This is a genomic window from Arthrobacter sp. 10N44_2, assembly GCF_056394385.1.
Genome location: NZ_JBFTHT010000011.1, coordinates 122,008 through 148,085 on the forward strand (window position 1 = coordinate 122,008; position 26,078 = coordinate 148,085).

Annotated in this window: 25 protein-coding genes; 4 read left to right on the forward strand and 21 right to left on the reverse strand. The window is 64.9% G+C overall.

The genetic code is table 11. The features are described 5' to 3' along the window. Position 1 precedes the first annotated feature (1 nt). Positions 2-778, forward strand: coding sequence for an SDR family NAD(P)-dependent oxidoreductase (locus tag AC1DBX_RS13295; protein WP_476931954.1), 777 nt, complete (start codon positions 2-4; stop codon positions 776-778). 18 nt (positions 779-796) lie between these two features. Here AC1DBX_RS13295 and AC1DBX_RS13300 read toward each other — a convergent pair whose 3' ends face one another. The 6 genes from AC1DBX_RS13300 to AC1DBX_RS13325 form a co-directional block, all read right to left on the reverse strand. Beyond that, complete coding sequence (locus tag AC1DBX_RS13300) at positions 797-1,579, reverse strand: SDR family NAD(P)-dependent oxidoreductase (RefSeq protein ID WP_476887613.1); 783 nt, start codon at positions 1,577-1,579, stop codon at positions 797-799. Between the two features lie 73 nt (positions 1,580-1,652). After that, positions 1,653-2,615 carry a LysR family transcriptional regulator gene (locus tag AC1DBX_RS13305; RefSeq protein WP_476887614.1) on the reverse strand — a complete coding sequence of 321 codons (963 nt, stop codon included), beginning with the start codon at positions 2,613-2,615 and terminating at the stop codon, positions 1,653-1,655. A 75-nt stretch (positions 2,616-2,690) separates the two neighbouring features. Continuing rightward, a complete protein-coding gene (locus AC1DBX_RS13310; RefSeq protein WP_476931955.1) occupies positions 2,691-4,268 on the reverse strand; it encodes a GMC oxidoreductase in 1,578 nt (525 codons plus the stop codon). Between the two features lie 16 nt (positions 4,269-4,284). Continuing rightward, complete coding sequence (locus AC1DBX_RS13315) at positions 4,285-5,766, reverse strand: MFS transporter (RefSeq protein ID WP_476931956.1); 1,482 nt, start codon at positions 5,764-5,766, stop codon at positions 4,285-4,287. Between the two features lie 186 nt (positions 5,767-5,952). Further along, entirely contained in the window at positions 5,953-6,750 is a 798-nt protein-coding gene (locus AC1DBX_RS13320) for a hypothetical protein (protein ID WP_476931957.1), read from the reverse strand. Further along, a complete protein-coding gene (locus tag AC1DBX_RS13325) occupies positions 6,747-7,787 on the reverse strand; it encodes a Gfo/Idh/MocA family protein (RefSeq protein WP_476931958.1) in 1,041 nt (346 codons plus the stop codon). Before AC1DBX_RS13325 ends, AC1DBX_RS13320 begins: the two co-directional genes overlap by 4 nt. A gap of 105 nt (positions 7,788-7,892) precedes the next feature. Here AC1DBX_RS13325 and AC1DBX_RS13330 point away from each other — a divergent pair, with 105 nt between their 5' ends. Next, positions 7,893-9,155, forward strand: a complete 1,263-nt coding sequence (locus AC1DBX_RS13330; protein WP_476849715.1) for an ROK family protein — start codon at positions 7,893-7,895, stop codon at positions 9,153-9,155. 29 nt (positions 9,156-9,184) lie between these two features. Here the strand turns inward: AC1DBX_RS13330 and AC1DBX_RS13335 are convergent, their stop codons facing one another. Further along, the gene (locus AC1DBX_RS13335) at positions 9,185-9,601 is read right to left on the reverse strand and encodes a C-glycoside deglycosidase beta subunit domain-containing protein (protein ID WP_476931959.1); all 417 of its coding nucleotides are present in this window, start codon (positions 9,599-9,601) and stop codon (positions 9,185-9,187) included. A gap of 68 nt (positions 9,602-9,669) precedes the next feature. On the opposite strand from AC1DBX_RS13335, the gene AC1DBX_RS13340 reads away from it, so the two are divergent. Then, positions 9,670-10,698, forward strand: coding sequence for an apurinic/apyrimidinic endonuclease family protein (locus tag AC1DBX_RS13340; protein WP_476931960.1), 1,029 nt, complete (start codon positions 9,670-9,672; stop codon positions 10,696-10,698). A gap of 86 nt (positions 10,699-10,784) precedes the next feature. Here the strand turns inward: AC1DBX_RS13340 and AC1DBX_RS13345 are convergent, their stop codons facing one another. The 12 genes from AC1DBX_RS13345 to AC1DBX_RS13400 all read right to left on the reverse strand — a co-directional run bounded on the left by AC1DBX_RS13345 (position 10,785) and on the right by AC1DBX_RS13400 (position 21,956). Further along, on the reverse strand, positions 10,785-11,789 hold the full coding sequence (locus AC1DBX_RS13345) for a sugar phosphate isomerase/epimerase family protein (protein WP_028275812.1): 1,005 nt from the start codon (positions 11,787-11,789) through the stop codon (positions 10,785-10,787). A 13-nt stretch (positions 11,790-11,802) separates the two neighbouring features. Continuing rightward, on the reverse strand, positions 11,803-13,014 hold the full coding sequence (locus AC1DBX_RS13350) for a Gfo/Idh/MocA family protein (RefSeq protein ID WP_476931961.1): 1,212 nt from the start codon (positions 13,012-13,014) through the stop codon (positions 11,803-11,805). After that, positions 13,011-13,409 carry a C-glycoside deglycosidase beta subunit domain-containing protein gene (locus tag AC1DBX_RS13355; protein WP_223913478.1) on the reverse strand — a complete coding sequence of 133 codons (399 nt, stop codon included), beginning with the start codon at positions 13,407-13,409 and terminating at the stop codon, positions 13,011-13,013. Before AC1DBX_RS13355 ends, AC1DBX_RS13350 begins: the two co-directional genes overlap by 4 nt. A gap of 8 nt (positions 13,410-13,417) precedes the next feature. After that, entirely contained in the window at positions 13,418-14,482 is a 1,065-nt protein-coding gene (locus AC1DBX_RS13360; RefSeq protein ID WP_476857620.1) for a sugar phosphate isomerase/epimerase family protein, read from the reverse strand. Between the two features lie 20 nt (positions 14,483-14,502). Further along, the gene (locus AC1DBX_RS13365; RefSeq protein WP_476931962.1) at positions 14,503-15,606 is read right to left on the reverse strand and encodes a sugar phosphate isomerase/epimerase family protein; all 1,104 of its coding nucleotides are present in this window, start codon (positions 15,604-15,606) and stop codon (positions 14,503-14,505) included. Further along, a complete protein-coding gene (locus AC1DBX_RS13370; protein ID WP_230009126.1) occupies positions 15,603-15,998 on the reverse strand; it encodes a C-glycoside deglycosidase beta subunit domain-containing protein in 396 nt (131 codons plus the stop codon). The genes AC1DBX_RS13365 and AC1DBX_RS13370 overlap by 4 nt, the downstream gene beginning before the upstream one ends. Positions 15,999-16,071: 73 nt before the next feature. Further along, positions 16,072-17,634, reverse strand: coding sequence for a GMC oxidoreductase (locus AC1DBX_RS13375; protein ID WP_476857622.1), 1,563 nt, complete (start codon positions 17,632-17,634; stop codon positions 16,072-16,074). Further along, positions 17,628-18,404 (reverse strand): TIM barrel protein, encoded by a 777-nt coding sequence (locus tag AC1DBX_RS13380; protein ID WP_476871444.1) that lies wholly within the window; start codon positions 18,402-18,404, stop codon positions 17,628-17,630. The genes AC1DBX_RS13375 and AC1DBX_RS13380 overlap by 7 nt, the downstream gene beginning before the upstream one ends. Before the next feature lie 30 nt (positions 18,405-18,434). After that, positions 18,435-18,806, reverse strand: coding sequence for a nuclear transport factor 2 family protein (locus AC1DBX_RS13385; RefSeq protein ID WP_476849724.1), 372 nt, complete (start codon positions 18,804-18,806; stop codon positions 18,435-18,437). Between the two features lie 6 nt (positions 18,807-18,812). Further along, positions 18,813-19,649 carry a carbohydrate ABC transporter permease gene (locus AC1DBX_RS13390; RefSeq protein WP_223913472.1) on the reverse strand — a complete coding sequence of 279 codons (837 nt, stop codon included), beginning with the start codon at positions 19,647-19,649 and terminating at the stop codon, positions 18,813-18,815. 3 nt (positions 19,650-19,652) lie between these two features. Then, positions 19,653-20,612, reverse strand: a complete 960-nt coding sequence (locus AC1DBX_RS13395) for a carbohydrate ABC transporter permease (protein WP_476931963.1) — start codon at positions 20,610-20,612, stop codon at positions 19,653-19,655. A 54-nt stretch (positions 20,613-20,666) separates the two neighbouring features. Then, positions 20,667-21,956 carry an ABC transporter substrate-binding protein gene (locus AC1DBX_RS13400; protein ID WP_230010184.1) on the reverse strand — a complete coding sequence of 430 codons (1,290 nt, stop codon included), beginning with the start codon at positions 21,954-21,956 and terminating at the stop codon, positions 20,667-20,669. A gap of 229 nt (positions 21,957-22,185) precedes the next feature. Here AC1DBX_RS13400 and AC1DBX_RS13405 point away from each other — a divergent pair, with 229 nt between their 5' ends. After that, positions 22,186-23,130 carry a LysR family transcriptional regulator gene (locus AC1DBX_RS13405; RefSeq protein WP_223913469.1) on the forward strand — a complete coding sequence of 315 codons (945 nt, stop codon included), beginning with the start codon at positions 22,186-22,188 and terminating at the stop codon, positions 23,128-23,130. A gap of 64 nt (positions 23,131-23,194) precedes the next feature. Here AC1DBX_RS13405 and AC1DBX_RS13410 read toward each other — a convergent pair whose 3' ends face one another. Both AC1DBX_RS13410 and AC1DBX_RS13415 read right to left on the reverse strand, forming a co-directional pair. Beyond that, positions 23,195-24,673, reverse strand: a complete 1,479-nt coding sequence (locus tag AC1DBX_RS13410; RefSeq protein ID WP_476931964.1) for a sugar phosphate isomerase/epimerase family protein — start codon at positions 24,671-24,673, stop codon at positions 23,195-23,197. A gap of 32 nt (positions 24,674-24,705) precedes the next feature. Then, positions 24,706-25,998 (reverse strand): C-glycoside deglycosidase beta subunit domain-containing protein, encoded by a 1,293-nt coding sequence (locus AC1DBX_RS13415; RefSeq protein WP_476931971.1) that lies wholly within the window; start codon positions 25,996-25,998, stop codon positions 24,706-24,708. Positions 25,999-26,078 lie beyond the last annotated feature (80 nt).

Sequence of the window (26,078 nt, forward strand, 5' to 3'; positions counted from 1 at the left end):
GGTGCTCTCCCTTCAGCTCGATGGCCGGACCGTGGTGGTCACCGGCGCTGGCCAGGGCCAGGGCGCTGCCGAGGCTCGCATGCTGGTGGAGGCCGGGGCCCGCGTCATTGCCACAGACCTAGCAGTGGACAAACCGGCCGAGCTGGCCGCCATGTCATTGCCTTCGGCCGGTGCGCTGGTGTACCGGCAGCTGGACGTCAGCGATGCCTCCGGCTGGTCCGAACTCGCTTCCTGGATCGAGTCCCATGGGTGGCAGGTGGACGGGTTGGTCAACAATGCAGGCATCACCCAGCGGAGCCGGTTGCTGGATGCCTCTGTGGCTGACCTGCAGCGCGTCTATGAAGTCAATGTCGCCGGATGCCTGCTGGGGATCCAGGCGCTCGCACCGCTGATGGGCAGTGCCGCATCCATCGTCAATGTCGGTTCCGTCGCAGGCCTGACCGCGCACTATCCGGTGGCCTACACCGCCAGCAAGTGGGCGTTGCGGGGACTCTCGCAGGTGGCCGCCATGGAACTCGGCCCGCGGGGGATCCGCGTTAATACTGTCCATCCGGGCTTCATCGAAACGCCCATGACGGCGAGCGCTAAGCCGGAATTCAGGCAGGCCACCCTGGCCGAGACCCCGCTGGGCCGCACTGGAAGCGTGGAGGAAGTGGCCAGCGTCGTGCTGTTCCTCCTCAGCCCGCTCTCGTCCTTCGTGACCGGCGCCGAGATCCCGGTGGACGGCGGCCAGTCGGGCCACGGCGGAGCAAAGTCTGTCTCCGACGCCATGCGCTGACGCGGTGCACGATTCCAACTAGCCCGGCAGCACGGCCGACCAGCCGCCGTCGACCATCAGGTTGGCGCCCGTCACGTATGACGCTTCGTCGGAGGCCAGGAACAGCGCGCATTTGGCCACTTCTTCCGGCGTGCCGATCCGGCCCAACGGGATGCTGCCGGCGATGGACCGCATGGGGTGGTCGGCGGCCAGGAGGTTGCCCTCGGTCGCTGCGGTGCGGATCATTCCGGGGCTGACAGTATTGACGCGGAGTCCATGCGGAGCCCCTTCGGCCGCGAGCTGCCTGGTCATGGCCACCACGGCCCCCTTCGTGGCGGTGTGGGCCAGCCGGCCGTTGGTCATGGAACCGCTAACTCCTGCCGTGGATCCCACCAGCACGATGGCGGCGTCCCGCACCCGGATCAGTTGTGGCCAGAAGTATTTGACCGGCAGGAACACCACATCCATCTCGTGTTCGACATTCCACTTCCAGTCGGCAAACGTGAGCTGCTCCACCGGGGCGAAGCGGGTGACCGCCGCGTTGGCATACAGGATGTGCACCTGGCCGTGGTTTGCGGCTACGTCCTGCGCCCATGCCGCCACAGCGGCCTCGTCTGTGAGGTCAACCCGGCTGCTGCTCATCCGGCCCCCGGCGGCGGTGACCTGGCGGACGGTGGCCGCGGCGCCGTCGTCGTCCATGTCACAGCCCACCACCACGGCGCCCGCCTCGGCGAAGGCGAGCGCCGCCGCCCTGCCTTGGCCGCTGGCCGTTCCGGTGATGACGGCGGTCTTGCCGTCGAGGCGCTGGCTGGAGACAGGCATGGGGGATCCCTTTCGAAAGTGCGTTTCTTCGACTTTCGCAGGGATGGTCCGGATGGGGAACGGCGCTTTGGTTCTAGGTGGTATCCGCCGCGTGGATAGTTACCGGGTGCGCGGTGATGGGGAAAAGTTCGTGCAGCCGCGAACAGGCCCGCTGGACCACGGAACGCAGCCAGACGCTGGCAGGGTCCTCCGCCTGGGACGGGTGCCAGTACATCGCTTCCACGAGGGACGCTTCAGCGCCTTCGGAGAACCCCAGCACAACGATATCCGCGCCGCGCTGGGCCCGTGCTGCCAGCATCCCGGGGACGAGCGCCACGAGGTCTGTCCCTTCCACCAGGAGTGGCAGGGACAGGAACCCGGCCACCACAGCCGCCACGCGGCGCTGGATACCTCGCGATTCGAACAGCTTGTCCGCCGGGGTGCTGATTCCCTCACCGAAATAGCCGACGGCGTGGGGAACGGTGGCCAGGTCCTCCACAGTGAGCCGGGGCCGCTGGAGCAGGGGATTTCCGGTGTCAGCCACAGCAACAAAGCTGTCCCGGAACAGCTGCTTGCTGGCGCCCTGCATCTGGTATCCCGTGGGCCCGACGAGCAGGTCGATTTTTGAGTAGTCAGCCATCTGGCCCTGGATCCCGGACTTGGCTGTGGGAACGAAATCCACCGACACTCCGGGGGCCTCCTCGCGCAGGATCCCCCGCAGCGGCCCCACGATCAGGGCCGCCGCGTAGTCCGAGGCGGCGATAATGAACTCCCGCTCACTCGTGGCGGCGTCGAAGCCGGACCGCACCCGCGTGGCCCGCTGGATGTGCAGCATGGCTTCATCAACCAGCGGGACCAGGGACTGTGCGAAGGGCGTGAGGTCATAGGTGCGGCCGTTCCGCACCAGGAGTTCGTCGTCGAAATGGCGCCGGAGCCTGGCCATTGCGGCGCTGGTGGCCGGCTGGCTGAGCTGGAGCCTCTCGGCTGCCCGGGAGATGTTGCGCAGTTCCAGCAGGACCTGCAGTTGGGGCAGCAGGTTGAGGTCCAGGTTCTTCATACCCACAGGTTATCCGTGCCTCGACGTCAGCCCGGCCACAGCTGGCGGGCGTCTGAGCCCCAACGAGCAGCTGACCTAGGCACTCTGCGAACCAAGCTCCTCAGCAACCTTCCGGGCACCGCGGACGGCGATGGCCACGCTCATCAGCGTGGGATTCATGGCCGTTGCCGTCGGAATGAGCGCATTTCCGCCCACCACCAGGTTGTTGTAGCCCCACACGCGTGACCAGGGATCCGCCACCGAGGTGCCGTCGTCGGTTTCACCCATGCGCATGGTGCCCTGGTAGTGCAGGCTCGAGCCGTTCGGCATGAGCCTGGGCTCGGCCACGAAGGCGCCAAGGGCCTTGCCGGCCCGCCGCAGCCGCTCGGTTGCCTCGGCGATTTCCGCCTTTTCCCGTTCTGTGAGCGCATACTCGATTCTCATGTTGGGGAATCCCCGGTAGTCCGGCTCATTGTCGTCGAACGTGACGGCATCCTCGTAGCGCGGGTGCTTGCGCATGCCGTAGCCCATGTTGACGTAGCCCCAGCGGTTCTCGGAGTACGGGGTTCCCGGCTCCATTGGGAACGGCGTGGTCTCTGTGTACATCACCTGGACGGAGAAGGGGTGTTCCGGCTCTGAGAACGGGATGCGGTTGACCGCCGCGACGGGGTCTGCCGGGTTCAGTGCGCGCCGGGCCAGCTCGGCCTCAAGGTCCTCTTCGGTGGCGTACCGCCCCATCCTTTCGGCGTCCAACGCCACCGTGGAGATGACCACGGGATGCTCGGTCAGGTAGTGGCCGAGGGCCTGCGGCCGCACACCGGATGCCCAGAGGAGCTGCGGGGAGCGGAAGGCATCGGCGGCCACCACCACGATGTCTGCTGCCACGAATGACTTCTCCCCGGTGCGGAGGTCCTCGACGGTGACACCGGTGACCCGGTGTCCGTCCAGTTCCACGCGGCGGACCAGGGTGAGGTCACGGAGTTCGAACTGCTTCGAGAGCGGGCTGTCCTTGTCGATCAGCGGGCCGAGGACGACGTCGGCCCCCGCCCAGCGCACGGAGCCGTCGGGCTGCGGGTCCCCGGCAACCGGAAGGGTGCCCACGCCATACCCATCCGGCAGCTCCGCGCCGAACTCTTCATCGAGGAGGGTCCGAATGGCCTCACCAACGGCGGAGTCGGCAAACGCTGCGCTGTGGACGTGCAGCAGCTGCTTCGCGTCCTCAATCAGACCGTCCCATTCGTCGTCAGCTATGAAGGGGACTTTTTCACTGAAGGCGGGCGACGGCGTCGCGCAGGTCCAGTGCGCACCCTGGCCACCCACGTTGGTGGCCGCGGCCGCCGCGGGAAAACTCGAGGCGTGGGCGGAGCCCGCGCCGCCGAAGTCCAGAAGGTGGGTTCCCTGGCGCGCGGTGAACATGCCCTCGGTGACTGTGGCTGCCGGGATGCCGAGCGACTCCCGGTAGGCGCCGGCCTGCGGCCCCTGTGACATTTCGCGCGCACGAGCCTTTTCGCCAGGGTCGGCAATGTTGCGGACGCTTTCGCCGGGAACCTCCGTCACCTGCGGTCCGGCTTCGAACATCACCACCCGCGCGTTCGGGACCTGCTCGAGGAGGACCCGCGCATAGGTGGAGCCGATGGGCCCGCTGCCGACGATGGCGATGGTTGGGTTGGACATGTTGTCTCCTTTGAAATCAGGCCGAAAGGGATTCGGAAGTTGTTTGGGGGGCGGGAACGGGTTCGTCGGAGAGGCGCCCGTGCGGGAGCAGGACCGCCGCGACTATTCCCACGGCGTAGGTGGCCGCCAAGGCAATAAAGATGGGGGTGAAGACTGAGCCGTAGATCTGAGCCACGCTGGCCTGGACTGCCGGAGCGGCCCCTTTGACCAGTTGCGGGGTCAGGGTGGAAGCGTCCAGGCCCGCCGGCAAAAGGGCCGCCACGCCGAAGCCGATCACCCCGCCGATAATCGCCGTCGCCACTGTTGAGCCCACCTGCCGCACCAGGTTGATGGTCGCGGTGATGGTGCCGGTCTGGCTGGCCGGAACAGCTCCCTGGACCACAGTGACGATCAGGCTCATGAACGCGCCGGTGCCCATCCCAACAACGGCCATGACGATCATGGGAACCCACAGCGGAAGCCCGGCGGGCAGCACCGCCATCACAAAGAGTCCGGCGGCCCCCAACGATGTTCCCAGGATGGGGAAGATCCGGTACCGCCCCGTCCTGCTGGCCAGCCATCCGGTGAGCAGGTTGCTGGTCAGCATGCCGAACACGGTTGCGATCGGCACGAGCCCGGACACGGTGGCGGTGGTCTGGTACGCCATTTGGACGTATGTGGGCAAATAGGCGGTGATGGAGAAGAGGCCGACGCCGATAATCGCCGAGAGTGCGGTGCCTGCCGCGATGGTCCGGTTGGCGAAGAAATGCAGGGGGACGATGGGTTCGGGTGCGCGGCCCTCAACAAAGTAGAAGGCAACAAAGCCCAGCATGCTGACCGCGAGCGCGGCAGCGGTGGCGGGGCCCGCGCTGCGTTCTGCGGCCCAGGTGGCGGCGAGGACAAGGGCCACCAGTGCAGCAGTAAATACAGCCGCCCCGGCAACATCGAAGTGGCGGGGCATGGGGCCAGGCTCCAGGTGGGGAACCGCAACCAGGGCAAGGGCCAGGGCTGCAGCGCCCACCGGGATGTTGATCCAGAAAACCCACTGCCATCCCCAGTAATCGGTGATGGCGCCGCCGAGAACGGGTCCAACCAGGACCGCGATGGGGAAAGCTGCGCCAATGATGGCCATGTAGCGCGGACGTTCCCGCTGCGAGGTGACCCTGGCGATGATGGTCTGCGACATCAGCTGCAGGCCCGCGGAGCTCATCCCCTGCAGGACGCGCGCGGCGATAAGCCAGGCCATGTCCTGCGAGAACCCGCAGGCCAGGGAGGCCGCCAGGAACATCACCAGCGAACCGAGGAAGATCCGGCGGGCTCCCAGGACATCACCTAGTTTGCCGAGCACCGGCAGCAGCACTGTGCTCGCGAGGGTGTATCCCACAACAACCCAGCTCATGAGCTTCAGCGCGCCCAGCTCACCCGCAACCGTAGCCAGGGATGTGGACACCACGGTGTGGTCCAAGGCCCCGAGGAACGAAACCGTGAGCAGGGAGATAACAAGGAGACGGAGTCTCAAAGGTGAAAGTGGCATAGTGATCTACCCGAACGATCGGGCCGTCGACGCGACGTATTGTGCCTCCGGCGCACCATCACGACGGAGAACGGGTTCGGAAGGAACCCCGGCGCCGTTACTCATGCTACCGCACTTTAGTTTGAAAGCAACAAAAGAATGCGTGAATTAGACGCCTGTGGCGGGCATCCCTTATGTGGCAAGCACGGCGCGCGTGAGGGACATGTCCTCGAGCAGCTCAGCCAGGTCCGTTCCGGGCTGACCGGAAGAGTGCGCCTCGATAGCCCGGCGCAGCGCCAGACGGGCTGATGATTCATAGCGCTCCGGAGCCCTTAGTGCCCCGTCCCCGGTGGACGTCTCCAGCCGCGTCAGCCCGGCCTGCTGGTCCACGGTGACTTCGGTTCGCACCTCGCCGAGGCCCAGCACCTGGAGCAGGCCGTCGGCGTGAAGGCCCGCTGCCGCCGTCGCCCCCAGGGTGACGGGTATTGCCGCGCCCGCGGATCCCCCTGAATCCAGCAGGGCAATCCTGGCTTGCGCCGTGGCACTGCACACCTGGAGCGTCAACGGGCCCCGGACCAGTGACCGGGCCCAGCCCAAGCCGTCGCGGATTACCGCTTCAAGACCTGCCGCGGGGGCAGCGCACTCGACGGTGACGATCCGGGCCGGCCTGCCTCGTCTGGCCCGGAGGGCATCGGCAACCACATCCGGGCGCAGCCGGGGACGTTCAACGATGACCGGGATGTCACCGGGCCACGGGTGGGCTCCGATTCCTTTCTGCGGGAGCGCAGCAGGGTCCGCAACCACCACGGCCGCCGCTCCCCTGGCCCGGGCGTCCAGCATGCCCTGCCACCAATCGCCGGATCCAGGCACCACAGCCACCGCCCCACTGACGTCTCTGGTGAGTGCAGCACTGACGGAAAGCTCGGCGACAGCCGCGACATAGGAGGGCAACACCGTGAAGATGCCGAGCCCTGGATCTGCCGAACTCATTGCGACACCCCTTCCAGAACCTTGGCTGCGGCAGCATCGGCCAGGTCGATTGCAAAGTGCGAGTCAGCCAGCAGCTCGTCGTACTCCACCGGGACCCCGCCTTCAAGGAGCGAGGCAAGCAGGCGCCACTCAGCCATATAGCCGTCTTCCGGATCCCGCCTGTACTCCGTCCACTGCCCGTCCGTGCTTCGCACCCGGGTGGCCGCGCTTCCGGCATGGACAAAGGCTGGCGGGAAATTCACCTCGATGCGGTCGTGGGAGGTGGCGATATTCATCCTCCAGAGGGCATCCGGTCCTTCCGGAAGCATGGTAAGCGCCAACTGGACCAGGATTCCGCCGGCCCGATACCCCACAAGGTAGCCGACTGGCGGAGCGACCCTGGCGTAGACAACCTCGTCGATGCCTGGCGCGATGTCCCTCACGGCCGGGAGATCATGGATCGCAAGACCGGTCAGCAGCTGCCGCAGGACGCCGGCCGCAACCGCAGGACTGTCGACGTCCAGGCGTCCCCGCCGGGCGGCCTGGAAAGGGCCGCCCTCGGCGACCAGCCGGTGGTACCTGTCATTCGGCGGGAGCGCCAGCGTCACGGAGATCGCCTGCACCCGGCCCGCGAGGGCCACAAGATGATGCCTGGCCCGCCCCCATGCGGCGTCAAACAGGTGGTTCGTCCCCACCAGAAGGACCGTTCCCGCGAGCCGGCAGGCAGAGATGACTTCGTCGGCTTCTTCCCTGCTGGTGGCCAACGGCTTCTCGCAAAAGATGGCAGGCTTCCCCGCGGCTACAGCCGCCAGGATTTGGCGGGCATGTTCAGCGGGCGGGCTGCAGATGGCCACCAGGTGGACTGCCGGGTCCGCAAGCAGGTCCGCCTCCCCCACTGACCACCGGGCACCAAGCCTTTCGGCCAGGCCCTGGGCGCGCCCACTTCCCGCATCGGCAATGTGCACCACCTTGAACAGCTCCGCCAGGCGCCCCAGCACCGGCAGATGCAGGGCCGCGACGCCCGGCCCGGCCCCAAGAACTCCTATATTCCAAGGCATCGTCGCCCCCCTCTTTTGTCCTTATTATTCATAAGTACGGAAATATCCGGCTATAGTCGCGTTCAACCCCACCTTAGTCCCCCCTTATGTGTGAGAATTGTGATCATGACGACAGAGTCCACACTCCGCTTTGGAGCACAAACGGATGAAGTGACGAGCCTGCTGAGGATCGTCAACCTGGTGCGAACGGGCGAGGCGACAACGCGCCCTGAAATCGGCAAGGTCACCGGGCTGGGCAGGGGCGTTGTCAGCCAGCGTGTGGACCAGGCCATTGAGATCGGCTTTCTCGGGGATGGAGAATTCGGCGCCTCCTCCGGTGGCCGCGCACCCCGGACCCTTCGCTTCCGCGCGGAGCAGGGCCGGATCGTCATATGCGCCCTCGGAGCCGCTCATATAAGGGTTGGCGTCACTGCCCTGGACGGCGACATCCTGGCACACACGCACCGCACCTGGGACATCGCCCAGGGCCCCGAGAAGACCATTGACGCCGTGATGGCGCTCGTTGACGACGTGCTGAAAAAGGATCACCAAGTGCCCGTCTGGGGTGTGGTGGTGGGCCTCCCCGGCCCGGTTGACTTCGCCACGGGACAACCGGTGGCACCTCCGATCATGCCCGGGTGGAATGGATTCGATGTCCGCACACCCTTCGAGGACCGCTTTAACGCACCGGTGTGGGTGGATAACGACGTCAACCTGCTTGCCCTTGGTGAGCGCGCCCGGCGTCGCGAATCCCTCGCGAACCTCATCTATTGCAAGATCGGTTCCGGCATCGGTGCCGGCCTGCTGTCCCAGGGCAGAATCCACCGCGGCGCCAACGGCGCGGCCGGCGACATCGGCCATGTCCGGGTTTCCGACTCCCATGCCCAATGCCGCTGCGGCAAGATCGGCTGTCTCGAAGCGGTGGCCAGCGGCTGGGCCCTGGTCAGGGACGCGGAAGAGGCTGTCAGGGAAGGCACCCACAGCTCCCTGGCTCCGCTGGCAAAAAAGGGGACACTGACCCTCGAGGAGATCACCCTCGCGGCCCAGGCCGGGGACCCGCTGGCCATCACACTGATTCAAAAGTCGGCCCGGGTAGCGGGTGAGACCATTGCAGCCCTGGTGAACATGTTCAACCCCGGAATCATCGTCATCGGCGGGGCCATGGGATCGGCCGGCGAAGTATTCCTGGCCGAAGTGCGCCAGCGGGTCTACGAACTGTCCCTGCCGCTCGCCACCCGCGACCTCACCATCACCTTGTCCGTCAACGATGAGCGCGAACCCCTGCGCGGAGGAGCCGAGCTGGCGCGCGAGCAGCTGTTCGATGTCACCTTCCCGCGCTGGTTTGCTGACGGCAGGCCCTCACCGGAACGGCACGCCGTTCCCGCATAGGGTCCACTGCGTGGCCTGGGCATAGCCGCTCAGGCCACGTCGCGGGAAACGCTGGGTACCGGCGCCCGGTCAAGCTCCAGCTGGGCCTCCAGATGGAACGGCAGGACCAGCGGCGAACCGGGACGCGCCTGAAGGTAGGGCACCAGCAGCTGGAAGTCGACGGCGATGGCGTGCACCCCGCGGGAAAGCTCGCGCCTGCCGGCCAGGACCAGCCTGTCCTGCACGAACCACCACCCGGACTCCGCCTGCAATGCGTCCGCACGCACGCGCCGGGCCCCCAGCACCACCGCCAACTCCCCTGGTGCCACCGGGATGCCGTCGAGCTCAACTGCGAGCTCAGCCACGCTGGAAAGGGGCATTGAGCGGATCCACGACAGGCCGAGCCGGAGTTCAAAGCCTTCCGGCGTGGCCGTCAGCGCATCTTCGCGCAAAGCGGTTTGCAACATGGCTTCCGTCCTTTATCCTAAAAGTGACATAAGTTTGTCATTAACAAGCATAAATGGGAAGGCATCACATGGCCCCCGCACTTCCTGAGAACTGGACCCTGGGCGCCAGCTCGTTCAACTGGACTCCGGAGATCACGGCAGCCCGCCGGACAGCCTCGGACGTTGTGATTGGCATCGCGGATTCCGTGACGAAGACAATAGAGCTCGAACCTGGGCTGCTGTGGCGGTCCTTCCCCGCTCCGCAGGACGCCGAGGTGGACGAACTGCGGGATTCGCTGGCGGCAAGAGGGGGACGCGTCAGCATCGTTGGCGCCAGCCTCGACGACTTCACGTCCGCAACCGACCGCCGCTCGTTGCAGGAGCGCCTGGACTTCCTGGTCCCCCAGCTCAGCGCCGCCAGCCGAGTGGGTGCCCGCGGGATCCGGTTGCCGATCGGACAGGCGGGCACGGAACTGCTCACGATGCTGCAGCCGCTGCTGCATGAACTCGACCTGGTGCTGTACGAAGAAATCCAAGGGCAGCAGACTCCAAACAACCCTTCGGTGGCACCAGCCCTGGATGCGATAGCCGGGCTGGCAGATGAGCGCGTTCGGGTACTCGTTGACATCAGCATGCTCATGCCGGCCCTTCCCGTCACGTACCTTCATGAGTTGCGGCGGGGCGGCGTTCCTTCCGATCTTCTGGCGCGCCTGGAGAATGACTGGCGCGATCCCGCCACCCACGGTGCCGTTACCGCCCTGCTCCGCGCAGGGAAGGTTCCGCCGCGCATCCACACGCTCTTCATGAACCTGCTCATCCGCTTCGGCCGCAGTGACGCCGCAGACCTGCAGGGCATCCTCCCCCTGGTGGGCGCCTTCCATCTGAAGTTCTGGGATCTGGACGACGACTGCGGCCGGGTTTCCCGGCCGCTGCATGACCTCGGCAGCCTGCTGCGCGGGACCGGCTTCACGGGCACGCTGACCAGCGAATGGGGCGGCCACGAGTGGCTGCAGGACGACCCAACGGAGATGACGCGGAGTCACCTGGCCCTGGCGGGGGCAGCCCTCGCGGAGCCAGCAGCGGTGGAGCCGGCACCAGCGGCCCGGGCTGCCCTCTGACCGATATAAAAAGCTGACCGGATACAAGAAGCTCATGGCATACAAGTGAGGCCGGCCCCGCGGGGCCGGCCTCACTTGTCTGCGAATTATTTCGTGCTGAATGCGGCGTCGAAAGCTGCGGCGGAGGGTTCATAGCCGGAGAGCCGGCGCACGAAAGCCAGCGCCTCGGGGGCGCCATCCAGCCGGTCCATTCCGGCGTCCTCCCACTCCACGGACAGCGGCCCGCGGTAGTCGATGGCGTTCAGCATCCGGAACGCATCCTCCCAAGGCACGTCGCCGTGGCCGGTGGAGATGAAGTCCCAGCCGCGGCGCGGATCAGCCCAGGGCAAATGGGAGGACAGCCGGCCGTTGCGCCCGTTGGACAGGCGCTTCTTCGTGTCCTTGCAGTGCACATGGTAGATCCGGTCCTTGAAGTCCCACAGGAACCCCACAGGGTCGATGTCCTGCCACACCATGTGGCTCGGGTCCCAGTTCAGGCCAAAGGCCTCGCGGTGCCCGATCGCCTCGAGGGCGCGCTGCGTTGTCCAGTAGTCGTAGGCGATCTCTGACGGGTGCACCTCATGGGCGAACCGGACGCCCACCTCGTCAAAGACATCGAGGATGGGGTTCCACCGGTCGGCAAAATCCTGGTAGCCGGCGTCGACCATCTTTTCGGAGGCGGGCGGGAACATCGCCACGTACTTCCAGATGGACGATCCCGTAAAGCCGGTCACCGTTTTCACGCCCAGCTTTGCGGCGAGCCGTGCAGTGTTCTTCAGTTCCTCGGCGGCACGACGGCGGACCCCTTCAGGATCGCCGTCGCCCCATACGACGTCCGGCAGGATGCCGCGGTGCCGTTCGTCGATCGGGTCGTCGCAGACGGCCTGGCCCTTGAGGTGGTTGGAGATGGTCCACACTTTGAGGCCGTGGCGTTCAAGAATGTCCAGCTTGCCCTGCACATAGGCGTCGTCGTCCCAGCGCCAGGGATCCAGGTGGTCACCCCAGCAGGCGATCTCCAGCCCGTCGTAGCCCCACTCGCCGGCGAGCCGGGCCACCTCCTCGAACGGCAGGTCGGCCCACTGGCCGGTGAACAAGGTAATTGGTCGTGCCACGTACTTCCCCTCCTCAACTGGCCGGCACGGGAACGCCGGCAGCGACCCGTGTCCAGGCGGAATCATTTTCGGAACTGCGCTCGACAGCGTCGAGCACCCGCTGCACCCTCAGCCCGTCGGCGAACGACGAATGCGGGGCGGAGCCGCCCACGATGCCCTCCACGAGGTCCTTGACCTGGTGGGAGAACCCGTGCTCGTAACCGAGCATGTGGCCTGCCGGCCACCACGCCGAAACGTAGGGATGCACCGCTTCCGTGACCAGGATCTTCCGGAAGCCCTGGCGGTCCGCAGGGGCCGTGCGGTCGTAGAACTGGACGCTGTTGAGGTCCTCCAGGTCGAAGGCCAGGGCGCCCTTGTCCCCGGAAACCTCAATCTGCAGCGCGTTCTTCCGGCCGGTGGCAAACCGGGTGGCCTCGAACGACGCCAGCGCGCCGGATTCGAAGCGGCCCGTGAAGATGGCGATATCGTCCACCGTCACCTGGCCGGAGCCGACGCCGGCAGCGCCGGAAAGCCCGGTATCGGAAGGTCCGGAGCCTGAAGTGGAGCCCTTCAAAAGAGGCCGCTCCTTCACGATGGTGTCGATAACGCCGGACACCTTCTCCAGGTTCAGGCCGGTGACGAACTGGGCCAGGTCGATGGCGTGGGCACCGATGTCCCCCAGGGCCCCCGAGCCGGCGTGTTCCTTCTGCAGACGCCACGCCAGCGGCATCTCCGGGTCCACCAGCCAGTCCTGCCGGTAGGAGGCACGCACCTGGTTGATCGTGCCGACGGCGCCTTCGGCGATGAGGTTGCGGAGGAAGGTGACGGCCGGAACGCGGCGGTAGGTGAAACCGACCATTGCCTGGATGCCCCGGGCAGCCGCCCGTTCGGCAGCTTCGGCCATCGCTTCGGCTTCCGCCACCGAGTTGGCGAGTGGTTTTTCGCACAAAACGTGCTTACCGGCCTCCAGCGCGGCGATCGCGATTTCGGCGTGGGAGTCGCCGGGGGTGACGATATCGACGACGTCGATATCGTCACGGGCGATCACGTCCCGCCAGTCTGTTGCTGACTCGGCCCAGCCCCACTTGCTGGCAGCGGCGGCGACCGCTTCAGCGTTACGGCCGGCGATAACCGCCATTTCCGGTTCGGCAGGCAGGCCGAATACCCGCGGCGCCGTCCGCCAGCCTTGGGAGTGGGCAGCACCCATGAAGCCATAACCGATCATGGCCACGCGCAGGGTTTTCATGCGAGCACCACCGTCCGTTCAACCGCGACGCGGTTGCCCACGTAGCGCATCGGCGCGATCTGCATATACAGCAGGCGCAGGGTGAGGATGACCTCGACGTCGATCTCCTCGCCGGCGTCGGGGACGCGGTCCAGCGGGATGATCACGTCGGGCTTGTCTGCGACGAACCACAGGGTTTCCCATTGCTCCGGGAGTTCAGCTATGGAGTAGGACTTGTCCTGCAGTTCGAAGCGGAGGGACTCCTTGGGAATCTCCACGCCGTTGACCGTTGCAACGACGTCGTCAACGGCGGACAGCCAGAGGCTGCGGTACCAGGGCAGCTGCACCGATACGGCAATCCCCTCGGGGTGCCTGCGGACGTCGGTGTCCTGGAACAGGGAATTGTGAGTTGCCATGGCTTTCCTTACTTAACAGTCTCGACCAGGGTCGGGTGGGAGTCGGATGCATTTGGATCAGCGGCTTCTTCGATGGCATGCCGCATCAGCGTGTGCTGCTTCTTGACGAGGTCGATCGGATCGGATTCGCCCAGGTCGGCGAACGCGTGGCCCTCCCACTCGCTGGACAGGTAGCCCTGGTAGCCGCCCTTGACGAACTGGCGCACAATGCGGGGAATGTCCATCGCGGGTTCATTGCCGTGTTCGTCGATGTCGTAGAACTTCGCGTGGACATGGAAGATCTGCGGCATGATATCCAGCCATTCCTCCGGCGGAACCAGTCCGTGCATGTTGAACGCCAGCCGGGTGAAGGGACCAAGGCGCGCGGGGTCGAAGTTGTTGGCGTTCAGGTAGTCCTCGAACTCCTGGTTGCGCTCCTGCATCGGCAACGGCTTGCGCCAGATGTCCTGCATGACGGCAAAGTGCTCCTCGGGCAGCCCCATTTGCGTCAACGTGCGGAAGAGGGTCGGGGAAAGGCTGTGCATCGTCGAGCTGAAGTCTGCGGTGAAACCGAGCCGGTCGCTTGCCAGTTCCTCGTACATCTCGCGGATCTGCAGGATCTTGGGATCGTTCGGGCCCTGCGGCGCGTGAATTTCGTAGCCGAGCTTCTGGTCGTACTTCTCGGCCAGGGGAAGCAGCCGGCGGAGCAATTCCTTGCCCGCGGAGCGGATCACCACGCGGTGGAATCCAAGCTTGTTGGCCGTGTGCAGCTGCGCGGCGAAGAAGTCGTACTCCTCATCGGGTGTCATGTCCCGGTCCTTGCGGCGGCCCATGTCCAGGTTGGTGCCCACTGCGCTGGGGGTCAGGCCGTAGCGGTCCATGCTGTCGCGCCACAGGCGGACGAAGTCGTCGTCGACGTCCGGGTAGGTGCGCAGCATCTGGGCGATGTTGAACTCAACCCCCGGGCCGAGGCCTTCATCTGCAACAGCTTTGATCAGCGTCTCAGGAGTGTAGAGTCCGGCGGCGAACTCGGAGGTGAGCGAATAGAGGGTAATGCCAAGCTCGATGCCCGAGCCTGCGATGCCTTCTGACATGATTTCTGGTTCCTTCGTTGTCAGCCGCGGACGGGCTGGGCGAGATGGCTGTTGAGGATGCGGCGGGCTTCTGAAGCGTCGGTGATCATGGCCGAACCGGCGTTGGCGGCCGCTGAGCGCTGGACGGCCTGCTCGCCGCGGATGATGTCGAACGGGTCCTGCCAGTTGTTCCAGTGCCAGCCTTCGTATTCGCTGGAGATTGCGCCGGAGTAGCCGTTCTCAACCAGTTGCCGGACAAGGCTCCGGACCGGCACCGAGGGCTCTTCGCCGGTCTCGTCAATGCCGAAGAACTTGCCGTGCACGTGGCGGACCCAAGGCATGATCTCCAGCCAGGTGTCCAGCGGGGCAGGACCGAAAAGCCCTGTTCCGTTGATGGCGAAGTCAATGCCAAGATCGGGCCGGCCGTTGCGGGCCGCCAGGCCGATGAAGGCACCGAAGCGTTCACCGTGAACCTTTTGCGTGTTTGGCGGTCCGTCGACGTAGAAACCATTCCACAGGTCAACCACCTGTCCGAGAAGTTCCTCCGAAGCACCACGGCGGCGGTAGGCCTCCAGCAGGGAGGGCGCAAAGCCGGTAACGGTGGCACCCCAGTCGGCGGTGAAGCCGAGCAAGGGGGAATTGAGTTTCTCGTAGCGGTCGCGAAGGGCCAGGACACGTTCGTGGGCGCCATGCTGGTCCGCGTGGACTTCGAGGGCCAGGGTGACGCCGTACTTCTCGGCCACGGGCAGCAGGCTTTCCATGGCGTCCGGAGTCAGTGAGATCTGCACCCGGGCGATCGGGAAGCCGAGCCTGGCGGCCACTTCGATCTGCTTGCGCATGTATTCGACAAGCTCGTCATGGTTCATCAGCCGGTCGCGGCGGATACCGGTGTCAACGTTGACTGCGAGGGAGGTGGGGACCAGGTCAACCTCGGCCACAAGATCACGGAACTGGCCCACGAAGTTGTCATCGATCCGGTCCGGGAAGCCGCGCAGGCTGGAGAATCCGATGACTTCGAGCCCTGGGCCGAAGCCTTCGGCCGCCACTTTGCGGATCAGGCCATCGAGGTCGTACTGCCGGGCGTGGAAGGCCCGGGTGAAGCTGTAAAGGGTGACGCCCTGGATCGGCGTGCCGAGGCTGGTCATCGCTGTTCCACCTTCATGGTCTTGGTGTCGTGCTCTTCGATGTGCAGCACGCCGTGGTCGGTGATGATGTAGGGGATGTAGAGCTTCAGGTCCACCCTGACCTCGTGCTCGGTCCGGCTGTCCGGGACGGGAAGGTCGCCCGAAAGGACTGCCGAGTCCAGCGGGAACCACCATTCGCCGGTCTCGTCCACGAGTTCCTCGAAGCTGAAAGTGCGGTTGTTCATGGTCCAGCGCAGTGAGCCCTCGGGGGCGGCGACGCCGTCCACTGTCAATGCAGCTCCAGCGATGCAGGAACCCGGCAGGGCCCGGTACCAGGGGATGCGGACTTCGACGGCGGTACGGCCGTCCTGGGTGATCAGTGTTCCCTGCTCGATTATGCGGTCGGCGATCATCGAGACCTCCTTGTCTGCGGCATGCCTTGCCTGTGATTGAACGAAATAGCAGCGGCATCGCACCACTTATTCATTATTTAGTCAGTCTATTGTCTGATTTAGACATAAGTAAAGAGCTGTTGAGTTGTTCTGTGAGTTTCCGGGCCCCGCGCACTGCGAGCGCCACAGCGGTCAGCGTGGGATTGCAGGCCGTGGCGGTGGGAATGACGCCGTTGCCGGCCACGAAGAGGCCGGGGACCTGCCACACCTGGCTGTCGGGCGAACACACGCTCTCGCCGTCGTCCGTTGCACCCATCCTGGTTGTGCCCTGGTAGTGAAGCGAAGCGCCGGGCGGCATGACGAACGGACGCTCGTCGAGCGGTTCACCCACCGCCTTGCCCAGGCGGACAATTTCCTGCTTGGCGCGGTCCAGCACCTCGTGATCCCGCTCTGTGAGGCGATAGTGGATGCGCATGGCGGGCATTCCGTACGAGTCACGGACACCGTCGTCGAATGCCACCCGGTCCTCGCGCTGCAGATCCTTGGCGCAGAACAGGCCAAGCCCCACGATAGAGCCCGGGACAACGGGGTCATCGTCGGCCAAGGGAACCGGTGACGCATCCAGTTGCATGATCTGGCCGTGGAAGGGCGCCCCGTCCGTGTAGGGAACCCAGGCAACTCCGCTCTGCTCACTGAGCGCGCCGTTGGCGGCTGCCCGGCCCTGCGGAGCCGTGACATCGCGCAGCCGGCTCGCGAACACTACCTGCGCCTGGTCGTTGAGGTAGCGGCCCAGGGCGTCAGGCCGGATCCCGGAAGCCCACAGCAGCTGCGGCGTGCGCAGGGCATCCGCACCCACCACAACGTAGCGGGCGGCCACCTGATGGGTTTCGCCGCTGCGGCGGTCCTGGACTTCGATGCCGGCAGCAGCGCCATCCTCCAGGAGCACACGCGTTACCAGCGCCTCATCAAAGAGTTCAAACTGCGGATTTTCGCGGGTCACATCCCCCATCACGACGTCGGAACCTGACCAGACCAGGCCGCCGTCCTCCCGCCGGTGTACAGCAAGAGGCATGGGCTGGACGCGGTAGGCGGTGCCACGGCCCGCGTCCACGGCGGCGGCGAGTCGTTCCCGGACGAGGTCAGAGAACGGAGCCCCGTCAAAGGCGCGGGTGGTCACCCCCAGCAGCCGGTCGGCGTCCTCAAGAAGCTCTTCAAGGTCCGGCAGGAACGGAATGCGCTCTTTGCCGCCCGGGCGGGGGCAGGCAGCGGTCCAGTGGGCGGCCATGCCGCCCACGTTGCTGGACATGGCGGCAACGGGCATCCCGTCCTCGCCGGGGAAGACGTAGCCGTCCTGCAGCAGGTAGGTTCCGGGCCTGGCCCTTCGCTCCCCGCTTTTGACCGCGCCGGGTGAGTTCACGGTTTCGGCACCTGCACCGGGACCTTCCGATGCCCGCTGCGCGAGGCTGCGGCGTTCAGGATCCTCAATGTTCTTGACGTGCGCCCCGGGTGGATTGCTGACCGTGGGGCCCACCTCGAACATGGCGATGGTGGCACCAGGAGCTTCCTCGCTGAGGATCCGCGCGTATGCCGATGCCGTGGGGCCGCTGCCGACGATGGCGACGTCGACCGCAACGGGATACCGGTTACCGCTCACCATCCCGCCACCAGTTCCTGGATGCGCCGGACGGACTTCGCCGAGTCGATCGTCGGATAGTACTCGAGCCCGATGGGGCCGGCATACCCGCTGTTCCCCAGGTCCGTGAGCCGGGCGTGCCAGTCGATGGATCCCGAGCCGGGTTCGCCGCGCCCCGGCGCATCGGCGATCTGAACATACTTGATGAGGTCGCCGGCGTTGGCGAGCTCGGCGGCCACGTCCTCGCCCTCGACCGTGGAGTGGTAGAGGTCGTAGAGAACGCCGAAGTTGGGCGAGTTGACGCCCTTGGCGACATAGACGGCTTCCGAGGTCCGGTCCAGGAGGGCTCCCGGGTGGTCAACCCTGACGTTCACCGGTTCGAGGACCAGGGTGATGCCGGAACCCTCGATGTGCGCGACGCCTCGGGTGAAGATCTCGATCAGTTCGTCCAGCTGGTCCTGCCGCTTGCGGCCGCCGAATCCGGTACCGCTGCCCACTACCATCCGGGGGCAGCCGAGCTGCTGTGCCACTTCGACGCCGGCGTCCAGCCCGGTGTAGAAAGCATCGTGGTTGCGGGGCGGGATCATGAACTGCATACGCGGTTCCGCCAGTTGGGAGGTGAGCTGGACTCCGGTTTCGTCGAGCGCGTGCTTCAGGGCCGGGATGTCTTTGCCCGTTGGGCCCCACATTTCGACGGCGTCGAAGCCGGCCGCTGCCGCCGCGCGAACCCGGTCAGCAGCACTTTCGCCTGCTTCGGCGAACAAAAGGTCGATATTGGGCGAAAGTTGAAACATGGATGTCTCCTAGGGAATTGAGATGGTGGTCTAAAACATGGGGTGGTCGTGGACCGGGTGCTCGGGAACCGGCTGAAGCACGTCCCAGTGCTCAACAATCCGCCCGTTTTCGAAGCGGTAAATGTCTGCGACGGCGGCGTCGGGACGCCCGGGACCTGAAGCGCGCACATGCACCAACGCCAGGTCACCGTCCACCAGGATGCGCTGAACCTCGAACCGGGAGTCTGGCGATCCGTCGAACTTCGGCGTCAGCATCCTTACTGCCGCCTCAGGCCCGTCAGGAATGGTCGGGTTGTGCTGCCGGTAGTCGTCGGCCACAAGGAAGTCGAAGGCTTCACGCACCCGTTTTTGGGTGTAGAAGATCTCCACGAAGCGCTCGAACGCTGCGCGGTTGTCAACCATCGCGGGTCAGCCCTTCAGGCCGCCGGAGAAGCCCTGGATGAACCGTTTCTGCGCGAACAGGAACAGCGCCAGGATGGGAATCATGGAGACGATCACTATCGCGAAGATCGAGTTCCACTGGGAGACCAGGGAGCCGATGTAGTAGTACATGGCCACCGGCAGCGTCTGGTTGGCGGAGCCGCCCAGGAAGATCAGCGACGTGAAGAAGTCGTTCCACACGATGAGCCCGGCGAAGATGGTGACCGTTCCCGTGGCTGGGGCCATCATGGGGAACACCACCTTGGAGAAAATCTGGGATTTGCTGGCGCCGTCGATGGTGGCCGCTTCTTCGTAGTCCGTGCCGAGGCCGCGGAAGAAGTTTGCGTAGAGGAAGATCGACAACGGCAGGAGCATGCCCGTGTAGAGGATGATCAGGCCCCAAGCGGATCCGGTGAGCCCAAGGGCCCGTGCACCCATGTAGAGCGGGACGGCGCCGAGCTGGCCGGGGAGGATGATGGCGATCAGGAAGAGGTAATACGCGCCCTTGCTCCAGCGTCGGGTGCTGCGGGAGATGACATATCCGGTGATGGAACCGAGTGCGATCAGCCCCACGATGCTGCCTGCGGTGATGATGGCGCTGTTGACCAGGCCCATCACCACGTTGGAGTTGCCGGTGGCGGTGAGGACGTCGATAAAGTTGCTGAAGTCGGGGCTTGTTGGCGGAGCCAGGGCCGAGGTGGTGAACAACTCGTTGTCCGGCTTCAGGGCAGTTGTCACCAGGAAGTAGAACGGTGCGAGGAACACCAGGGCCAGCGCCCAGAGGCCGACTTCGCGGAGCAGGGTGAGTTTGGTGTAGCGGAACATGGCTTAGTCCTCAGGGTTCGAACGCGTCAGCCGCTGCTGGAGAACGGCGAAGATCAGGATGATGGCGGCGAGCACCAGGGCCAGGGCGGCACCGCCCCCGAAGTTCCCGAGCGCAAAGGCCTGCTTGTAAACCAGCGTGGCCAGCGTTTCCGTCGCTCCGGCAGGTCCGCCGCCGGTGAGCGCCATGATGGGATCGAAGACGCGCAGCCCCTGGACGATTCCCAGCGTGGTGGCGATGGCGACGGCGGGGCGGATGGCGGGCAGCGTAACGTTGCGGAACCGCTGCCACAGATTGGCACCGTCAATGGCCGCCGCCTCCTCCACTTCCACGGGGACACCGGCCAGGCCGGCCATAAAAATCACCATGGCAAAGCCGGTGGAAGACCAGACCAGCACCACCAGCACGGTCCAGATGGCCCACTGCGGGTCGGCCAGCCACGGCTTGGCCTGGTCGCCGGCGCCTATTGCCGTAAGGAAGGCATTGAGCGGACCGTCGAAGTCGAAGATGTATTTCCAGATGTAGGCCGTGGCTAGCGGGCTGAGCACCACCGGCATGAAGAAGAGGGTCCGGAGGATGTAGCGCGTCTTGACGACGCGGTTCAGGCCCAGCGCAATGACCAACCCGGCGATGTTGCCCAGGAGAACCGAGCCAAAGGCCAGAAAGAGGGTGTTGAAGAGGGCTCCGAGTTTCGTGGGGTCCTTGAAGATGGCCTCAAAGTTTGTCCAGCCCGTGATTTTGAACGAGCCGATGCCCGTCCAGTTGGTAAAGGCGAAGAATCCGCCGATTCCGGTTGCCACGTAGTGGATGGTAAACACCAGGGCGATCCCGGGCAGCGCCCACCACCAGTGCCCGAACTGCATGGGCCCCCGCCGGGGACGGGTGTTCTCACCCGCCCCCGGCGTCCGCTTGCCTCGCCGGGGTGCTTCAGCTGCTTCGCTTTTCGGTTGCATCGTCGCAGTCATTGGTATTCCTTGCTTGTCCCTTTGAGTCGTCGGAACGTTGATGGTCAAGAACTGCTACTGATCCCAGGCCGCGTCCATGGCCTGCAGGACCTGGTCAGGGCTCTTCTGGCCGGTGATGATGCCCTGGACCCCCGTGGCCAGCGCGTCGTAGACGGCGGAATTCGGCCACTGGATGTTAGGCAGGGGGCCGTACTTGCCGTCCTTCATCAGGCCTCCGACGTTCTTATAGGCGCCGCCGTCGAAATCGTACTTGTCGAGTCCGCTGACCGGCAGGGCACCGTCGATTTCTGCGAATGCCTTGGTCTGCTCAGGCTGGGCGGCCCAGTCGAGGAAGGCCTTGGCAGCGTCCTTGTTCTTGGAGGCCGCGTTGATGGAGAAGGCGTAGTTTGCGCTGGCAAATACGTAGCTATTACCTGAGCCCTGTTCCGCCGGGAACGGCCGTACGGCAAACTGGGAGCCCCCAGCGGCGGACTGCAGCTGCTTCCAGCTTGGGGCCGGGATGAAGCCGCTCACGGACGTTCCGCTGGCAAGCCCCTTGGTGATGGCATCGAAGCCGCCGCCGGCAGCACCCTTCTGGAAGCAGCCCGCGTCCTTCAAGGTATTAACTGCTTCGAGGGCCGACTTCCAACCGTCCGAGCCGGCGAAGGTGGCTTCCTTGGCGGCGCGCTTATCGTTCCATTTCGGGTCTTCCGCGTAGACGCGCGAGGCTGCCAGGGACATCGCCATCAGCCCTGTGTTGGGAGGGGCTGATCCGGCAAGGGCAAAGAGGGATTTACCGGAGGACTCCAGAGCCTTGCACTGCTGCTGGAGGGAGGAATAGTCGGCAGGGAAGCCGCCGGCTGCAGCTGCAGCCGTCTCATTACTCACCAAGGCAGAGATCGTAATTTCCGTGGCCTGGCCGTACACCTTGCCGTCGGTTCCAAAGGTGCTGGCGCTTCCCTCGGGGAGCAGTTGCTTCGCGGCATCGTCAAGCGGCTCAAGGAAACCTGCCTGGACGAGCGGCAGGATGCTGCGGCCGGTGCCGGAGCCGGGTGAGGTCACTACGACGTCTGAGGCGTTTCCGGCCTGGAGCTGTGTGCGCAGGGTCTGGTCATAGGAGTCGTTCGGCTGAGGATTGAAGGTGATTTTCACGTTCGGGTGTGACTTCATGTAATTTTCTGCCAACACCTGGAAGGGGCTCTCGATGGTGTTGGATGTCGCGAAGGACAGTGAAAATTCCTGGGAACCACCCGAAGAGGAGCTGCTGCCGGTGGAGGCCGAGCAACCGGTAAGAATGAGTGCTGCGACGGTGGGGACGGCGAGGGCGCCGACCTTCAGGCCTGAATAGCGACGGTGCTGTGTCATGTCCAGCCTTTCTGACTTCATTGTCCAAAAATCCGGGTGTCGTGACCCCGGTCACTCACAAGTATGCAGGAGATGTGCCTAAAACACACATAAGTCTTTGCTATGACGGACATAAGTTTAACGGGGGTCCGCGGAAGGTCCATCCAGATCCCTGATGGCTTCGCCTACGTTATTGATCCCGCTGATACACTCCCTTGAAACGGTTCCACTCCCAAAGGATCGCTGCGCCGTGACGAAACATGTCCTGCTTTCCCGTCTCGACCTCAACCTGCTGATCTCGCTGGATGCCCTCATTACCGAGCGAAGCGTTACCAGGGCGGCCGAGCGGCTCCACCTCAGCCAGCCGGCGCTCAGCGCCTCGCTCGCCCGGCTCCGATCCCACTTTGGGGACCCGATCCTGGCCCGCCGCGGCAATGCTTACGAGCTCACCCCCTTCGCCCTCCGGCTCGCGGAGCACACCACCACCGCGCTGGAGGCCGCACGCCGCGTCTTCGAAAGCCAGGCCACCTGGGAGCCCACAGAATCCGAGCGCGAGTTCTCCATCTACGGCTCGGATTACGGCTTCACCACCATTGGCCGGGTTGTTTCCGAGCTTGCAGCCGAGCGCGCCCCAGGTGTCCGGTTCCGGTTTATGCTCCACAATCCGATGGTGGTGGAGGATGCAGCCAACCGCCTTCGATCGGTGGACGGCATGGTGATTCCCCATGGATTCCTCACCGGGCTGCCCTACCTGGACCTGTGGAGGGACGGGTGGGTGGCCGTGGTCTCCACGTCCAATGAAGCCGTCGGCGAGCAAATCACCATGGAAAACATCGCTGAACTTCCCTGGGTGATGACCTATCAGACGCGCTCAGCCTCAACATCTGCGGAACGGCAGATCCAGCAGCTGGGCGTTGAGCCCCGCGTGGACGTGGTTGTTGAAAGTTTCCAGTCCTTGCCGCATTTTGTGGTTGGGACCAACCGGATCGCGCTCATCCAGGCGGCCCTGGTGCCGTTCGCCCTGCGCGTGGGCGGGATTCGGATCCTGCCGCTGCCCTTCGATGCCACGCCGCTGGTTAATGCATTGTGGTGGCACCCCGTGCACAACCGCGACTCCGAGCATGAGTGGATGCGGGGCCTCTTCAAAGAGGCTGCCGATATCGTGGCAGCCGCCGCAACCAAGGAAGCCCCTTAAATGCCTCGATGCCCGGCCGGCTAAACGGACGGGCATCGAGGCTATGGGACGTCGGTCTTTCAGGTCAGGCTGATGCCAGCGCCGTCCGCATGCTCTTGCGGACGAGGTCATGCTGCTTCCGCACCAGCAGCAGCGGATCCACCTCACCGAGCTCAGCGAAGGCATGGCCTTCCCATTCGCTGGACCAGTAACCGCGGTAGCCGCCTTCGACGAATACGCGGACCAGTTCCGGATAGTCGATGGCCGGCTCGTTGCCCTGCTCATCAATGTCGTAGAACTTCGCGTGGACGTGCATGATTTGCGGCATGATGTCAGCCCACTCCTTCGGGTTGACGTGGCCGTGCATGTTGAACGCCAGGTGGGCGAAGGATCCAAGCCGGGCAGGATCGAAGTCACGTCCCCGCAGGTAGGCAATGAACTCCTCCTGCCGCACCCGCATCGGCGCCTCAGTGCCCCAGATAGCCTGCAGCCTTTCGACAGCTTCATCGTCCAGCCCGGCACGGCGAACCGCGCGCAGTAGCGTGGGAGACATGCTGTGCATGGTTGAGGAGAAGTCAGCCACGAAGCCCAACAGCGGTGAATCAAGCTCGGCGTAGACGTCGCGGACCTTCATGATCTCGGGCGAGTTGGGTCCCAGCGGTGCATGGATCTCGTAGGCAAGTTTGAGTTCGAGGTCCTCGGCGAGCGGCAGCAGCCGGCGAAGCAGCTCCGGCTTCGCGCTCTGGATGCGGACGAGCGGGAAACCGAGCTTCTTGGCGCCGTGGAAGAGTGTCTGCGTGAACTCGTACTCCTCGTCCGGGGTCATGTCGCGGTCACGGTGGCGTCCCATGTCCAGATTGGCGCCGAAGGAGCTGGCGGTGAAGCCGTGCTTGTCGAAGGCGCGCTGCCACGAGCGCACGAAGTCGTCAGTCACGTTGGGATAGGCAGGCAGGACCTGCGATGCCACAATTTCGATCCCGGGGCCGATGCCGAGCTCGGCCACGCGGTTCAGCAGACCGTCGAAGTCGTACCAGCCGGCCCGGAATTCGGCGCTTGCCGAGTACAGGGTGAGCCCCAGTGAGAACGGATCTTCCTCCGCTTTCGGTGGGGGCGGCGTGACCGCCGTCGTCAGTTCCGGTGCCGCCGCAGCCCTGTCCGTGACGGTCAGCTCCAACGTCTGGTTCACGAAGTTGGGAACGTACATGCCGGGACCGCCATCCTGGCCGGGAGCAATCTGCATGTACGGCAGGCGCAGCTCACCGATGAGCCGGACGGTGTGCTGCTTGCCCAAGGCAACAGGGCTCTCCGTTGTGGCGATGAGCAAGGGATGTTCCTGGAGGTACCAGAGCGTTTCGCTTTGAGCGGGCAGGTCCGGGAGCGCATAGCGGACACCGCCCAGTTCCAGGGACAAGTTCCCGGCGGGGATATCCTGGCCGTCGACGGTGAGCCGCAGGCTGGAGACCGAGGAGAGCCACAGACTTCGGTACCACGGCAGGGTCAGGGCAAGCGCGAGACCGTCGGGATGGGTGCGGAGGCTTGCATCGTCAAGAAGTCCGTTTGGCATTGTTGCTCTCTTTACTGGGAAAAGGGGATGGGTCAGGTAAGTTCGCCGGTGATGCGGCGGATCAGGGCGTGTTGGCGCCGCACTTGCTCAATGGCGTGCCATGGCGTGCGTTCGCCTTCATATTCACTGGAGAGATAACCGGTGTAGCCGGAGTCCTTGAGGGCCTTGAGCACGGGCAGCCAGGGAATCTGCTGGTCTTCCAGCTGCTCGTTGATGTCGTGGAACTTCGCCTGGACGAACACCACATACTGGGCGATATCGGCGAAGTCGGCGGGGTCGACGCCGATGCCGTCGAGGAAGGCCGGCCGGGTCTCGCGGGTCTCACCTGCGCGCAGCGGAATGGGCCGGTCCTGGAAGATTCCGGTGTCGATGAGCAGGCCGAAGTTCTTGGTTCCAGTCCGTTCGATGAGGCCGATGTAGTCCTCGACGACGGGGTGCCTGATGGGCGTCGGCGAATGAATCTCCGGGCAGATGATGATCCCCAGCTCGTGGGCCAGATCAAGGGAGCGTTCCACGGATTCGGTCCAGATGGGGTCTGGGACCAGATCGCTGGACACCACGCCGATCTTGGGGCGCACGAAGCCGAAACCCAATTGGCTGGCAAGCCGCAGATCCCGCTGCAGGGCCTCCGCACCCTCGGCGACAGTCATGGTGCGGCCCGGGTGAAGACGGGTGTCTATCCAGGAACCGTAGTTCGTCGGCTCCAGCGAATACTTCTCCAGCAGGCCGAACCAGTTATCGATCCAGGCCGGGGACGGTTCCGGATAGTTGGGAACGTGGCCCTCGCCGAGGATCTCGACGCCGGTGGCGCCCACGTCAGCGACGGCGGCCAGCGCCGTCTCAAGGTCCATCACCGTGCCGTAATCGCCCATAAAGCTGTAGAGGGAAACGCCGTAGCGGAAGGTACCTTCGCCGCCTTCCGGTGCGAGCGTCACCTTGCGGCTGGTCCGGTGAGTGGTGGGCTGGTGCTCGACTGGTATGTAGGACATCCGCAGCCGCAGCTCGATGGAGAGCTCGTGGACGCCCTGCGGCAGGCCGCCATCGAGGGGAACGGTGACCACTGCCGCTTCCTCAAGGGGCCAGCGCACGCCATCACTTTCCCAGAGCTGCTGCAGGGTGTAGGTCCGCCCGCCGAAGGTCCACAGCGGAACGTCAGGTCCGACGTCGACGATGCCGCCCACGCGAACGGCGATGCCATCGATGAGGGACGCGGCCATGCCCCGGTAGGAAGGCATCCGGACCCGGAACTGAAAGCCGGTTACACGTCCGCCGTCCGTTACGTTGCGGAAGCCGACGGACTGGATGAGGTCTCTTTCGAGAAGCATCATTGCTCACTCTCTGTAGGTGCAGAATCCAGAGTAGCAATCATTCTGTCGCTTTTGCACCTAAGTGAGCACCTAACCTA